Raw genomic sequence first — 13,149 nt, 5'->3', positions numbered from 1 at the left:
ATGGCCTCCTTTTTCGGGAATGAAGGGAGCCCTGCCTGTGGGCTCCCTCAAAACTTCTCTTATGCGTATTTCGACTGGATCTCGTCGCTGATGTTCTGCGGCACCGGGTCGTAATGGTCGAACTGCATGGTGAACTGGGCGCGGCCCGACGACATCGAACGCAGGGTGTTGATGTAGCCGAACATGTTGGCCAGCGGCACAAACGCGTCGATTGCGATTGCGTTGCCGCGGTTTTCCTGACCGGACACCTGGCCCCGACGCGAGGTCAGGTCGCCGATGATACCGCCGGTATATTCTTCCGGGGTGATCACTTCGACCTTCATGATCGGTTCCAGCAGTTTCGCACCAGCTTTGCGCATACCTTCACGCATGCACATACGGGCCGCGATTTCGAAGGCCAGCACGCTGGAGTCCACGTCGTGGAACTTACCGTCGATCAGGGCCACCTTGAAGTCGATCACCGGGAAGCCAGCCAGCGGGCCGCTATCCATGACCGAGTTGATGCCTTTTTCAACGCCCGGGATGTATTCCTTGGGCACGGCGCCTCCAACAATGCGGCTCTCGAACGAGTAACCTTCGCCCGGCTCTGTCGGCGAGATGATCATCTTCACCTCGGCGAACTGACCAGACCCACCCGACTGTTTCTTGTGGGTGTAGGTATGCTCGACCTCGTGACCGATGGTCTCACGGTAAGCCACCTGCGGCGCACCGATATTGGCCTCGACCTTGAATTCACGCTTGAGGCGATCCACCAGGATGTCCAGGTGAAGTTCGCCCATGCCCTTCATGATGGTCTGACCGCTTTCGAGGTCAGTCTCCACGCGGAAGGACGGGTCTTCGGCGGCCAGACGGCCCAGACCTTGGGACATCTTCTCCTGGTCGGCCTTGGTTTTCGGCTCAACCGCAATCTCGATCACCGGATCGGGGAAGGTCATAGTTTCAAGAACCACCGGGTCGTTGACCGCACAGAGCGTGTCACCTGTGGTGGTGTCTTTCAGACCGGCCAGCGCGATGATGTCGCCTGCAAACGCTTCGGTGATCTCTTCGCGGTCATTGGAGTGCATCATCATCATACGACCGATGCGCTCTTTCTTGCCCTTGGTCGAGTTCATGAGCGTATCGCCCTTGGCCAGGGTGCCCGAGTAGATGCGAGTGAAGGTCAGCGAGCCAACAAAGGGGTCGTTCATGATTTTGAACGCCAGACCCGAGAACGCCATGTCATCATCCGCGCGGCGGGCGATGTTACGCTCTTCGGTTTCGTCACCGGGTTTGAAGCCCATGTAATCGACAACGTCCAGCGGGCTGGGCAGATAGTCGATCACCGCGTTCAAGAGCGGCTGAACACCTTTGTTCTTGAAGGCAGAGCCACCCAGAACCGGAACGAAGGCGATTTCCAGCGTGCCCTTGCGCAGCAGCGCGCGCAGGGTCGGCACGTCGGGTTCGTTGCCTTCCAGGTATTCCATCATCGCGTCGTCGTCCATTTCGACGGCCGCTTCGATCATCTTGCCGCGCCATTCCTCGGCCATGTCTTTCAGGCTGTCACGGATCGGAGCCTTGACCCAGGACGCACCCAGATCTTCGCCCTGCCACAGCCATTCTTCCATGGTGACTAGGTCGATCAGACCTTCCAGCTCGGTTTCGGCACCGATCGGGATACCAACCGGAACGGCGCGCGCGCCGGTGCGGTCTTCGATCATCTCAACACAATTGAAGAAGTCGGCGCCGATCTTGTCCATTTTGTTGACGAAGACCATACGCGGAACCTTGTAGCGGTCAGCCTGACGCCACACGGTTTCGGTCTGCGGCTCAACACCGGCATTGGCGTCGAGAACACAGACAGCACCGTCGAGAACCGCCAGCGAACGTTCAACTTCGATGGTGAAGTCCACGTGGCCGGGGGTGTCGATGATGTTCAGGCGGTGCTTGGGGCTGTCGGCGGTCTTACCGTCCTCGGTGCGCTCCCAGAAGGTGGTGGTCGCAGCCGAGGTGATGGTGATGCCGCGTTCCTGCTCCTGCTCCATCCAGTCCATGGTGGCTGCGCCATCGTGCACCTCACCGATGTTGTGGGATTTGCCTGTGTAATACAGGATACGCTCGGAACAGGTGGTTTTACCTGCATCGATATGCGCCATGATACCGAAGTTGCGGTAATGGTTCAGTGTATATTCGCGTGCCATAGGTCTCAGATCCTCTGGATTACCAGCGATAATGGCTGAAGGCTTTGTTCGCCTCGGCCATCTTGTGGGTGTCTTCGCGCTTTTTCACGGCGGTACCGCGCGACTGAACTGCGTCCAGCAGCTCACCGGCGAGGCGTTCTTCCATCGTGTTTTCGTTGCGGTTGCGCGAGGCCGAGATCAGCCAGCGGATGGCCAGCGCTTCGCGGCGCTCGGGGCGCACTTCGACGGGAACCTGATAGGTGGCACCACCCACACGGCGCGAGCGGACCTCGACGCTGGGTTTGATGTTGTCGAGCGCTTCGTGGAACACTTCGACGGGGGCGCGTTTGATCTTGGTTTCGACCCGGTCCAGCGCGTTGTAGACGATACGCTCTGCGACCGACTTCTTGCCGTCGATCATCAGGTTGTTCATGAATTTGCTCAGCACCTTGTCGCCAAATTTGGCGTCGGGCAGGATTTCGCGCTTCTCGGCGGCGTGACGACGTGACATATCAGCCTCTCCTTCTTACTTGGGACGCTTCGCGCCGTATTTCGAACGACGCTGCTTACGGTCTTTGACGCCCTGAGTATCCAGAACACCGCGCAGGATGTGGTAACGCACGCCGGGAAGGTCTTTTACACGACCGCCACGGATCAGAACAACCGAGTGTTCCTGCAGGTTGTGGCTTTCACCGGGGATATACGAGATGACCTCGAACCCGTTGGTCAGGCGCACCTTGGCAACCTTCCGCATCGCCGAGTTCGGCTTCTTCGGTGTGGTGGTATAGACCCGGGTGCAGACGCCGCGCTTCTGCGGGCACTGTTCCAGGTGCATGGATTTCGAGCGTTTTACTTTCGGCTGCCGCGGCTTGCGGATCAGCTGTTGGATCGTTGGCATTCCGGTTCTTTCCCCGTTTCGCAACACATGTGACATGCACGCGCGTCGCGTGCGGTTAAATTCGCTGCACTTATGCGTCCACAAGCGCAAAATCCGCGAGCGTTCCCATTCCGAGGTGAACGTCGCGGTTGGGTATCAGAGGGCGCGAACTGCAAAATTGTCCGGGCCTTGACCACTTCATCTATGAAGTCGGCGGTGGGGCGACCCCCATTGCCGAGATAGCGGGCGTATAGGCGGAGTCGCCGATGGTGTCAACAGCACTCCCCCGGCGCGCCGGCAAGGCCGGTTTCGGGCACCTGAAGAGGGTATCGCAGCGGGCAACTTACACAGTTCCCCCGCGCCCCGCATAGTCCCGGCTCAGCTCAGCCACGCGAAAGGCTCTTTGAATTGGATATCCTGGGTCTGTGCCGATTCAGCTATCTCGGCGAGGGAGGGTTCAAAATGACCCATGACACACTCGATGATCGACGCGCATTTCTCTACCAGCAGGAACGCCTTGTAACCCGCTTTCGTCATTTCGAAGCGATCACTCTGCCTTCGGTTGCCGGGCAGACCGACCCGGACTTCCGATTGCTGGTGGTTATCGGGCAGGATTTCCCTGCCCCCTATCTTGACCGGCTGCAAAACCTGACACGGCATGTGCCGCAGGTGCTGATCCGGGCCTATCCTCCGATGCGCCACCGCCGGGTCATGATCCGTGCCATGCGCGACAACTACGGCGCGCCGGAACAGCCCTCATTGCAGTTTCGCCTCGATGACGATGATGCGATGGGCCGCGATTTCATCGCCCGATTTCGCGAAACGGCGGAGGATACCCGCGCGCTCTGGTCCAAACATCGCGCCATCGCGGTGGATTTCAATCGCGGCTACGTGTTTCGCGCCGGCCCCGAGGGGTTGCAGGTCTGCGCATATAGCTACGCCTATAGCGCCATTGCGCTGGGTATCATCGTGCAGCTGGGGCTAAAGGATACAATCATGGATTACACGCGCGGCAAACTCTGGACCGACATGCCCACCGTCACCTTCCCGCATGAGGACATGATGCTGCGCGCACATCATGATTTCAATGACTCGCGGATGAAACGCGGGGGCAAGCCATTTGACTACACGCCGCTGACCCGCGTGCAGGAGAGGTATTTCAAGAACCGCTTCAACATCAATAACGCAAGGGGCAAACAGGTCTTTTCACGCCCCCTAGAATGAGCACTCCCGAAGCACGGCAAACGGTCCGGCCAGCCAGGGCGGGCAATCTCGTATCCGGTCAAATCCCATTCTTGTGGCGCGCCATGTGCACAATCATAATAGTCCCGACATGCCACCTCATCCCACGGGATCGCGATGCAAGCTATCGGTCTTTGCCGTTTCTCCTATCCCGCAATAGGCGGATTCCAAGTGCACCATGACACGCTGGAGGAGCGGATCGATTACCTTTGCGCGCCAGACCGTCTGGAAGAGCGATTTCGCATCTTTGAAACCCTTACCCTCCCCTGCCTGCGCCATCAAAGCGACCAGGATTTCGACCTGATCGTCGTGATCGGAGACAGCCTGCCAAAGCGCCATCGGGACAGGCTGCACGATCTGACAATCGGCATGCCGCAGGTCCAGATCGTCTCGCGCCCGCCGGGCAGGCAACGTGCGACCATGCAGAGCATCCTGAACGCGGCGCGCAAGGACCCGTCGCAACCCTGCCTGCAATTCCGCTATGACGATGATGACGCGGTCTCGATCGACTTTGTCGAGCGCCTCAGAGCCGCGGTCGAGGAATGTGACGGGCTGGTGCGGGACAATCTGACGGTCGCCTTCGATTACAATCGCGGTTTTGTCGCCGAGCTTGGTCCACAGGGCGTCTCGGCCACCGACATGTACAGGCGGCTCTATGTGGCTTCGCTTGGGATGTATGTTGCGGGCAATTGCAAAAAGACGATCATGCATTACGCCCATTCGAAGATTGATCGCGTCATGCCGACAGTCAGCTATACAGATCAACCGATGTGGGTGCGCACACATAATGGGTACAACGATTCCCGTCAGAAGCCGGTAAAACCGGTAGCGGTCACGCCCCTGACCCCCGAACAGGAAGTGGAATTCTCCATGAGATTTGCAATCGACAGTGATCGCGTGCGTCAGGTCTTTCGCGAAGCCTGAGCGGACCGCTCCCGGAACAGCGTGAAAAGCCCCGTCGCCACCACCAGCGCGCCACCCAGCATGGTCACCGGATCAGGCCAGTCGCCAAACACGATCCAGCCCAAAACAAGGGCCCAGATCAGTCCCGAATAGCGGAAAGGCGCCACGAAGCTCACCTCACCCACCCGCATCACCAGTACGCTGCAGAGATAGCCAAGCAGAATGAAGCCCGAAGCCGCAAGGATCAGCCCGGCCAGCGGCAAGGTCACCGGCACCCGGGGCTCACTCAGCGAGGCAAAACCTGCGGCCAGCGTCACCGTCACGGCGGTGGCAAAAGACACCATCAAGGACGGCACCTGCGCGGACATCCGGCGGGTGACGAGATCGCGCACTGTTATCAGCGCCACCGCCAACAGGGCGAAATAACTATGCGACGTGAACCCCTCTGCCCCCGGACGCACGATCAGAAGCATACCGCAGAACCCCACGCCGATGGCCAGCATCCGCCGCCAGCCCACAGCCTCGCGAAAGAACAGCGCCGCCCCCAGCGTCACCGTAAGCGGTAGCGCCTGAAGCACTGCCGTCACATTGGCCAGAGGCATGTGAAGCAGCGCATTGAGGAAGAAATAAGTGACCGCCACCTCGCTGAGGCAACGGATCAGCACCAGCACCCGATCATGTGCTGGGAAGCGCAGGTGAAACATGCCCAGCCGCCGCGCCAGCAGATAGAGGAAAAAGCAGGTCAGCACACCGCGCAGTGCAACGATCTGAAACAGGGGTAGCGCGGTGCCCAGATACTTGATCACCGCATCATTGAAGGTGAACCCGGCCATGCTGCCACACATCAGCAACGCGCCGCGCAGATTGGGGGACAACATCGCCCGGTCGGACTGCGCATGCTCCGGCGCAGATTTCGGATATGTCATTGTTGTGCCCGCCGCATGTCGACCCTCGCTAGGATGATTGCGAAGGCGCGTCAAGAAACGGCTGCCGTTCAGGCTGAGGCTTGCGGGCTGACTAGCGTTTTCCGAAAGACGGGTCCGCAGGGGCCATCAGGCAATTCAGCACCCAAGGGTAGGCGGTGGTGACATAATAGCCATATTGCCCGTCCACACTCATGCCGTTGCACTGATCCAGATCGCCGCCGCCGGTGAACTCATAATCCTCTAGATAGGTTCCGTCCGGCATCCCGCCCGGCCCGTTGGGCGGCGCGGGGCGTGGCGCGGTCTTGAGCGTATAGCCCGTGCGCGCGGGGCGAACAGCTCCGGTCTCATCGCGAAAAAAAGTGCCGAAGATGGGAAACCCGTCAGCGGCGAAGCCGATGACCGGAGACGGCTCTACCTGATCGTGATCCAGAAACAGGGCGTTGGGATTAGCGTGGTAGTGATACCGCCCGTCCGGCTGGGCATGGGCATTGTGCTGATCCACCCCGAAATGGTCGTCATAGGCGGGCGGATCAATCAACCAGGGATCGGTGTCGCGGCACCCGGCCAGCACATTGCCCTGCGCATCGGCGCGCGGGCCGTTCGGTCGCCAGCACCCTGCCGACAACAAATCCACCGGCGTGCCGTTCAGCATCACCCCATCATAGGAACGCTGCGACAGCTTCGTGGGTGATCCCGAAGGTTTGGGGTTCCGTGGAATGCGAAACGTGCCCGGCAGTTCCTTGACGTTATTGGCGAAATTGGCGGTCGGGCCATTGAAATCGTGGTTGGGGATGCCGTTTGACGTCAGGATGCAGGCGTCGCCCTCCGCCACGATGCCCAGTTGGGCGGTGTATTTGATCTGGCGCGAGATATCCTCGACCTCTGCCACGTAGCTGCCAGCATAGTCCGCGCAATCGCCGGATCGGTTGGTCAGGATGGCGTTGGTGATATCCGTGTCGTGCGCAATTGCTGTGGCCGGGGCCGCGACGGCAAGACACAGCGCTAAGCCAAGTGGAATGCGGGGGGGAAGCCTCATCACATGACATCCTTTCGGTTGGAAACAGAGTCACGCCAGAACAGCGATTGACTGGAATTCAATATCTCGTTGGTCTGCAAGAAGGGGCAGTTCGCTGCCCGCCGCAGATCTCCATCGTGGCAAGAATGGAAAGCGCTGACAACGGGTCATATCTGAAATCAGCGATGCCACGCCATACTCGGTCAAACCCCCAATCTGCGCCTGCCGCGCGGCATCGGGGCTTTCCGCGCGGCTCGATAAGTGCGAGAGTTGCGGGATGTTGGATATCTCGACCCTCGCCTCCGGCTGGAATCAGAGCCGCGCGCTTCGATGACCCTGCACACTCTCAAGGGGCTTTTGTGACCGACAGCACCCCATCCGATCCCGACCAGCCGCGCGCTGCCGAACGTGCCGGATCACCCGGCTATTACGGAGTCTGGACCTGTACCGCGCTGGTGGTCGGCAATATCGTGGGATCGGGGTTCTTTCTGGCCCCCGCTGCGCTGGCTCCCTATGGGGCGGTGGCGCTGATCGCCTGGGCCGTGGTCTCGATCGGGGCGCTGAGTCTGGGGTTGGTTTTTGCCCGACTCAGCCGCATCGCGCCCGAGACCGGTGGGCCTTATGCCTATGTGCGGCTGGGCTTTGGGGATTTCGCCGGGTTTCTGGTGGCCTGGCTTTATTGGATCTCGATCTGGATCTCGCTGCCCGCCATCGCCCTGGGCGCGACCGATTACCTGCATTTCTTCATTCCCGCGCTGCACGGCAAAGCCTATGCCAATTCCGCTGTGGCACTGGCGATGATACTGGCAGTCGGGCTGCTGAACCTGAAGGGCACGAAAGAGGTCGGGCTGGTCCAGCTGATCATCGTCAGCATCAAGCTGATCCCGTTTCTGGCGGTGGCGTTCATCGGCCTCTTCTGGGTGGATTGGAGCCACTTTACCCCGATCAACCCGACGCCGATGTCCTTCTTTCTGGCCTTTGCCGCCACGACACCTTTTATCATGTACGCCTTCACCGGACTCGAAACCGCAACCGTCCCGGCCGGAGAGGTTCGCGACCCGCGCCGCACCATCGCCATCGCAACCATCGCCGGCGTCCTGCTGGCCGCCGCGCTTTATACCTTCGGCACCGTGTCGGTAATGGGGGTGATGTCGCGCACCGCGCTGGAAAACTCAAACGCCCCCTTTGCCGATGCCGCCGAGGTGATGTGGGGCAACTGGGCGGGCTATGTGGTCGCCGCCGCCGCAATCCTGTCTTCGCTTGCGGCTCTCAATGGCTGGACGCTGGTGATGGCGCAGGTGCCTCTGGCTGCGGCGCGCCACGGGCTGCTGCCGCGCGCCTTTGCCGAGCTCAGCGCCAATGGCGTTCCGGCCAAGGGCATCATGATCTCGATGTCACTGTCGATTCTGGTCCTGCTGCTGCAATCCACCGGTTCCAAGACCCTGCTTGCAGCCTATGAGTTCATCATCCAGTTGGCCATCGTGACCGAGATGGCGCCTTATGTGTTCTGCTGCGTGGTTGAGGGCATGATTCTGCTGTCATTGGGCCGGCGGATCGGCTTTCTGCAGCCGATGACCTATCTGCCAATCGCCATCATCGCCTTCGGTTTTTCGATGTTCACCATCTTTGGCGCCGGGTCCGAGCCGGTGATGTGGGCGTTTCTTTTGATGCTGGCCGGGTTGCCGGTCTATGTGGCGATCCGGCTGCAGCATGCTGACCCTGAGCTATGATGCTGTAGAGCCCAGCACGCCGTCATCTGCAACTGAAGGTGTAGAGTCCGCCCGGTTCCACCGAAATAAACCGCGCGCCTTCGCACAAGTCGCGGGCCATCACCGCCATCGCCGCAGGCGGGCGGCTACTCTGCCCGGCGATACCGGGTCCGCGGATCACGACACTGTTGCCGTCAAAGGATTGCACCTTCCCGGTCTGCGCATCCGACAGATCCGAACAACCGACCAGGGCCAAAAGCCCAGCCACGATCACAAAGCGGCTCATCCCATATCTCCAACTGGCTTCATAACTGAAGCCTATCACCGTGCGATGACGCTGCAAGGGTTTGATTGGAAAGAGGAGTATCGTGCGTGTCTATTAACCGCCGCGCAGCCGCTGCATGAGGTAGATTTCATTCTCCGCAGCCACGGGCGCGGTCAGGTCGCTGGCCATGATCCGTCCATCCACCGATACCGACACGCCTGCATCAATGGGTGCCTGCAGCGCGGGGTGCAGGCGCACCAATTCGCGCAGCATGTCACCGATGGTGGCGGCCTCAACCTCCACCACCGCCTGCTCGCCGGTCAGGGCGCGCAGCCCCGACCAGAGATGGACCTTAACCGTCACCGGACTTGAGCGCCGCCAGAATACGCGGCGGTGACATCGGCAGATCGCGCATCCGCACACCAGCGGCGTTGGACACAGCGTTGGCGATGGCGGCCAGTGGCGGGACGATGCCGGTCTCGCCTACACCGCGCACGCCGAACGGGTGGCCGGGATTGGGCACCTCGACAATCACCGTGTCGATCATCGGCAGGTCAGAGGCGACGGGAATGCGGTAATCGAGGAAGATCGAGTTCTGCAACCGCCCATCCTCGCCATAGATATATTCCTCATTCAGCGCCCAGCCGATGCCCTGCGCAGCGCCGCCCTGATACTGGCCTTCCACATAGGCGGGATGGATCGCCTTGCCCGCATCCTGAATGACCGTGTAGCGTGTGATCGCGGTCTTGCCGGTTTCCGGGTCGACCTCGGCATCGACGATATGGGTGCCAAAGGACACGCCCGCCCCTTCGGGCGTCGCTTCGAAATGGCCCGAGATCGGCCCGCCGGTCGCACCCATATTGGCGGTGATATCGGCCAGTGGCAGCGGATCGAAATCGCCCGCATTGGGCCCCGAGGGCACCGCACAACCGTCTTCCCATTTCACGGCATCCACCGGAATGCCCCATTTGGTCGCCGCCCGTTCACAGAGCTTTTCGACCGCGTGTTTGGCGGCCTTGATCGTGGCCAGCCCGCTGGCATAGGTCACCCGGCTGCCATGGCTCACATCGTTGTAGCCCAGCGTCGCGGTGTCGGCGACGGTCACGCGGATGTTTTCGTAAGGTATGCCCAGCACCTCGGCCGCCATCAGCGCCATTGAGGCACGCGAGCCACCGATATCCGGTGTACCGACCATGAGCTGCGCCGAGCCATCCCCGGACAGCGCCAGCGAGACAGAAGTTTCGCCGCCATGGTTGAACCAGAAGCCGCAGGAAATCCCGCGCCCCTGCCCCGGCTTCAGCGGGGCCGAATAATGCGGATGGGCCTTGGCCTCTTCCAGCGTTTTGACCAGACCGATCTGATCATAGGTTGGGCCATAGCTGGCCTTGGAGCCATCATGGGCGGCGTTTTTCAGACGCACATCCAGCGGGTCCAGGCCTAGCTGATTGCACAGCTCATCCAGCACGGATTCCACGGCAAACGCCCCCATCGGTGCGCCCGGCGCGCGGTAGGCCGCCTGTTTCGGGCGGTTGGCCATCACGTCATAGCCAACCTGCCGCACATTGGTCAGGTCATAGGGCGCGAAGGCGCACATGGCAGTCATGTCACCGGGCGCGCCGGGAAAGGCTCCGCCCTGCAGGCGGAAGATCCCCTCGGCGGCCGTAATCGTGCCGTCCTTCTTCATGCCAATCTTGATATCCATCGATGCCGAAGAGGTTGGCCCGGTGGCGCGAAACACTTCGGACCGGCTCATCACGATCTTGACCGGACGGTTGGCCTTGCGACTGAGCGCCAGCGCAACCGGCTCGATAAAGACGGTGGTCTTGCCTCCGAACCCGCCGCCGATCTCAGAAGCCGTCACGCGCAGCTGCGCGGTTTCGATCCCCAGCAGCGCGGCGCAGGTCTTTTGCGCGATCCAGTGGCCCTGCGTGGTGCACCACAGCTCGCCCTTGCCATCGCCGCCCAGGGACGCCAGGCAGGCATGCGGCTCGATATAGCCCTGATGGGTGGCCTCGGTGGTGAAGCTGTCCTCGATCACCAGATCGGCCTCGCCAAACCCGGCCTCGACGTCACCATGCCCGCTTTCGTGATAGCGCACCACGTTAGGGTGCAGCCCTTCGGGCACCGAATAATCGGAAGCGCCTTCGCGGATCACCGGCGCATCGGCGACCATCGCCTTGTCCACATCGGTGACATGGGGCAGCACCTCATACTCGACCTCGATCAGCTTCAGCGCATCGCGCGCCGCCAGCGCCGAGGTTGCGGCCACTGCCGCCACCGCATGTCCGTCATAAAGCGCCTTTTCTCCCGCCATGACGTTTTCCAGCACGTTCCAGAACTCGCCCGCGAGGCCTGGCTTGAACTCCACCTTGTCGGAGAAATCGGCGCGGGTGACCACGGCTTTGACATCCGGATGCGCCTCGGCCTTCGAGGCGTCGATCTTCACGATCCGGGCATGGGCGTGGGGCGAGCGCAGGATCGCGCCATGCAGCATCCCAGCGGCATAGGCATCCGCGCCGAATTTCGCGCGGCCCGTGACCTTGTCCAGCCCGTCGGGGCGGTCGGGGCGCGTGCCCACAAATTTGAAGACAGATTTCTGGTCGTCGAGTGCCATTACGAAGCCTCCCGCATGTCCGCCGCCGTGTCCATCACGGCGCGAATGATCTTGTCATACCCGGTGCAGCGGCAGAGATTGCCCGCCAGCCAGTAGCGGGCCTCTTCCTCGGTCGGGTTGGGGTTCTTTTCCAGCAGCGCCTTGGCGGCTACCAGAACACCCGGCGTGCAAATCCCGCATTGCAGCGCAGCATATTCGATGAATTTCTGCTGCAGCGGATGCAGCTCTTCGCCATCGGCCATGCCTTCGACCGTGGCGATGTCTTTGCCGTCCGCCTCGACCCCCAGCATCAGGCAGGAACAGACCAGGCGGCCATCGACGGTGACGGAACAGGCCCCGCAATCGCCGGTGCCGCAGCCTTCCTTGGCGCCGGTCAGGTTCAGCTTGTCGCGCAGGCAATCCAGCAGCGTCTCGCGCGGATCACAGAGGAATTCAACGCTGTCCCCGTTCACGGTGGTGGATACGTGCAGTTTGCTCATGCTTGTTCTCCCTTCGCACGGGCATAGGCGATTTTTGCGGCGCGCCTGGCCAGAACCCCGGCCACTTCGGTACGGAACGCGATGGTGCCACGCTTGTCATCAATCGGGTTGCAGGCTGCCGAGGCCGCAGCTGCCAGCGCGTCAAGCGCCGCGTCATCCAGCGCGGTGCCGATGATCGCGCTTGCGCAGTCCTCGACCAGCAGCACGGTGGGCGCCACAGCGCCCAGCGACACCCGCGCCTCGGTCACATTATCTCCATCCAGCCGCAGGCTGACGCCACAGCCAACCACCGCGATATCCATCTCGGTGCGCGGGATGAAACGCAGATACGCATCTCCACCATTCTGGCCGCGCGGCGGAATATTCACCGCCGAAATCACCTCGCCCCTGGCCAGCGAGGTCTTGCCGGGTCCGGTCGGAATATCCTCGACCGGCACGATGCGCTCGGCGTCAGGGCCGGTCACGGTGACGGTCACGCCCGCGGCAATCATCGCCGGAACAGAATCCGCCGCTGGTGAGCCGTTGCAAAGGTTGCCGGTCAGCGTGGCACGTCCTTGGATCTGGGTCGAGCCGATGAGATCCATCGCCTCAACGATGCCGGGCCATTCGCGGCCCAGTTCGCCATGTTCGCTCATCTCGGCACCGGTGACAGCGACCCCGAGGGTCCAGCCGCCATCACCTGTGCGGGTGATGTCGCTGACGCCGTCGATCTTCTTGATGTCGATCAGCAGATCGGGCGTCACCATCTCGGACCGCAATTGCACCAGAACATCGGTCCCGCCCGCGAGAAAACGGGTCACACCCGTTGTCGCGGCGGCCAGCGCCGAGGCTTCGGTGAAACTGGCAGGGCTGTGATAATCCATCTATCTACCTCGCATGTCCTGAAATGAGAGTCGCTGGGCTTTTGCCGGGACGTTAGTGCAGCAACCCGCCCTCGTCCATCATCAGAACACCGGAAAATCA

13 protein-coding genes are annotated in these 13,149 nt (G+C 61.3%); 3 read left to right on the top strand and 10 right to left on the bottom strand.

Annotated elements, in window-relative coordinates; translation table 11 throughout:
* Positions 1 to 59 precede the first annotated feature (59 nt).
* Genes fusA through rpsL form a run of 3 tightly spaced genes read right to left on the bottom strand, consistent with a single transcriptional unit; the run spans position 60 to position 3,054 of the window.
* Positions 60 to 2,177, bottom strand: a complete 2,118-nt coding sequence (fusA, locus tag Q5Y75_RS19245) for an elongation factor G (RefSeq protein WP_306200598.1) — start codon at positions 2,175 to 2,177, stop codon at positions 60 to 62.
* Positions 2,178 to 2,196: 19 nt separating this feature from the next.
* Positions 2,197 to 2,667, bottom strand: coding sequence for a 30S ribosomal protein S7 (gene rpsG / locus Q5Y75_RS19240; protein WP_306200596.1), 471 nt, complete (start codon positions 2,665 to 2,667; stop codon positions 2,197 to 2,199).
* 15 nt (positions 2,668 to 2,682) lie between these two features.
* Entirely contained in the window at positions 2,683 to 3,054 is a 372-nt protein-coding gene (gene rpsL, locus Q5Y75_RS19235) for a 30S ribosomal protein S12 (RefSeq protein ID WP_005621086.1), read from the bottom strand.
* Positions 3,055 to 3,441: 387 nt separating this feature from the next.
* Between rpsL and Q5Y75_RS19230 the strand changes: the two genes are divergently transcribed.
* Complete coding sequence (locus Q5Y75_RS19230; RefSeq protein WP_306200564.1) at positions 3,442 to 4,257, top strand: putative rhamnosyl transferase; 816 nt, start codon at positions 3,442 to 3,444, stop codon at positions 4,255 to 4,257.
* A gap of 135 nt (positions 4,258 to 4,392) precedes the next feature.
* On the top strand, positions 4,393 to 5,199 hold the full coding sequence (locus tag Q5Y75_RS19225) for a putative rhamnosyl transferase (protein WP_306200563.1): 807 nt from the start codon (positions 4,393 to 4,395) through the stop codon (positions 5,197 to 5,199).
* Here the strand turns inward: Q5Y75_RS19225 and Q5Y75_RS19220 are convergent.
* Positions 5,178 to 6,053, bottom strand: a complete 876-nt coding sequence (locus tag Q5Y75_RS19220; protein ID WP_371933291.1) for a DMT family transporter — start codon at positions 6,051 to 6,053, stop codon at positions 5,178 to 5,180. The two genes, Q5Y75_RS19225 and Q5Y75_RS19220, sit on opposite strands and share 22 nt — an antisense overlap.
* A gap of 142 nt (positions 6,054 to 6,195) precedes the next feature.
* Complete coding sequence (locus Q5Y75_RS19215) at positions 6,196 to 7,140, bottom strand: YHYH protein (protein WP_306200560.1); 945 nt, start codon at positions 7,138 to 7,140, stop codon at positions 6,196 to 6,198.
* 338 nt (positions 7,141 to 7,478) lie between these two features.
* Here Q5Y75_RS19215 and Q5Y75_RS19210 point away from each other — a divergent pair, with 338 nt between their 5' ends.
* Positions 7,479 to 8,849, top strand: a complete 1,371-nt coding sequence (locus Q5Y75_RS19210; protein ID WP_306200558.1) for an amino acid permease — start codon at positions 7,479 to 7,481, stop codon at positions 8,847 to 8,849.
* A 22-nt stretch (positions 8,850 to 8,871) separates the two neighbouring features.
* Here Q5Y75_RS19210 and Q5Y75_RS19205 read toward each other — a convergent pair whose 3' ends face one another.
* From Q5Y75_RS19205 to Q5Y75_RS19185, 5 genes are all read right to left on the bottom strand, one after another.
* The gene (locus tag Q5Y75_RS19205; RefSeq protein WP_306200556.1) at positions 8,872 to 9,114 is read right to left on the bottom strand and encodes a hypothetical protein; all 243 of its coding nucleotides are present in this window, start codon (positions 9,112 to 9,114) and stop codon (positions 8,872 to 8,874) included.
* A gap of 93 nt (positions 9,115 to 9,207) precedes the next feature.
* Positions 9,208 to 9,456 (bottom strand): MoaD/ThiS family protein, encoded by a 249-nt coding sequence (locus tag Q5Y75_RS19200; RefSeq protein WP_306200554.1) that lies wholly within the window; start codon positions 9,454 to 9,456, stop codon positions 9,208 to 9,210.
* Positions 9,446 to 11,707, bottom strand: coding sequence for a xanthine dehydrogenase family protein molybdopterin-binding subunit (locus Q5Y75_RS19195; protein ID WP_306200552.1), 2,262 nt, complete (start codon positions 11,705 to 11,707; stop codon positions 9,446 to 9,448). Before Q5Y75_RS19195 ends, Q5Y75_RS19200 begins: the two co-directional genes overlap by 11 nt.
* Positions 11,707 to 12,186 carry a (2Fe-2S)-binding protein gene (locus Q5Y75_RS19190; RefSeq protein WP_306200550.1) on the bottom strand — a complete coding sequence of 160 codons (480 nt, stop codon included), beginning with the start codon at positions 12,184 to 12,186 and terminating at the stop codon, positions 11,707 to 11,709. The genes Q5Y75_RS19195 and Q5Y75_RS19190 overlap by 1 nt, the downstream gene beginning before the upstream one ends.
* Positions 12,183 to 13,049 carry an FAD binding domain-containing protein gene (locus Q5Y75_RS19185; RefSeq protein WP_306200548.1) on the bottom strand — a complete coding sequence of 289 codons (867 nt, stop codon included), beginning with the start codon at positions 13,047 to 13,049 and terminating at the stop codon, positions 12,183 to 12,185. Before Q5Y75_RS19185 ends, Q5Y75_RS19190 begins: the two co-directional genes overlap by 4 nt.
* Positions 13,050 to 13,149: the final 100 nt, after the last annotated feature.

Origin of the sequence: Ruegeria discodermiae, assembly GCF_030758345.1 — a bacterium.
Lineage (GTDB): Bacteria > Pseudomonadota > Alphaproteobacteria > Rhodobacterales > Rhodobacteraceae > Ruegeria_C.
The sequence above is the reverse complement of the archived record's forward strand: the minus strand, read 5'-3'. Positions and strand labels throughout refer to the sequence as shown.

Excerpts from the sequence above, each read along its gene's own strand:
- fusA (WP_306200598.1), bottom strand. The coding sequence starts at position 2,177 with ATGGCACGCGAATATACACTGAACCATTACCGCAACTTCGGTATCATG.
- rpsG (WP_306200596.1), bottom strand. The coding sequence starts at position 2,667 with ATGTCACGTCGTCACGCCGCCGAGAAGCGCGAAATCCTGCCCGACGCC.
- rpsL (WP_005621086.1), bottom strand. The coding sequence starts at position 3,054 with ATGCCAACGATCCAACAGCTGATCCGCAAGCCGCGGCAGCCGAAAGTA.
- Q5Y75_RS19225 (WP_306200563.1), top strand. The coding sequence starts at position 4,393 with ATGCAAGCTATCGGTCTTTGCCGTTTCTCCTATCCCGCAATAGGCGGA.
- Q5Y75_RS19215 (WP_306200560.1), bottom strand. The coding sequence starts at position 7,140 with ATGAGGCTTCCCCCCCGCATTCCACTTGGCTTAGCGCTGTGTCTTGCC.
- Q5Y75_RS19205 (WP_306200556.1), bottom strand. The coding sequence starts at position 9,114 with ATGAGCCGCTTTGTGATCGTGGCTGGGCTTTTGGCCCTGGTCGGTTGT.
- Q5Y75_RS19195 (WP_306200552.1), bottom strand. The coding sequence starts at position 11,707 with ATGGCACTCGACGACCAGAAATCTGTCTTCAAATTTGTGGGCACGCGC.
- Q5Y75_RS19190 (WP_306200550.1), bottom strand. The coding sequence starts at position 12,186 with ATGAGCAAACTGCACGTATCCACCACCGTGAACGGGGACAGCGTTGAA.
- Q5Y75_RS19185 (WP_306200548.1), bottom strand. The coding sequence starts at position 13,049 with ATGGATTATCACAGCCCTGCCAGTTTCACCGAAGCCTCGGCGCTGGCC.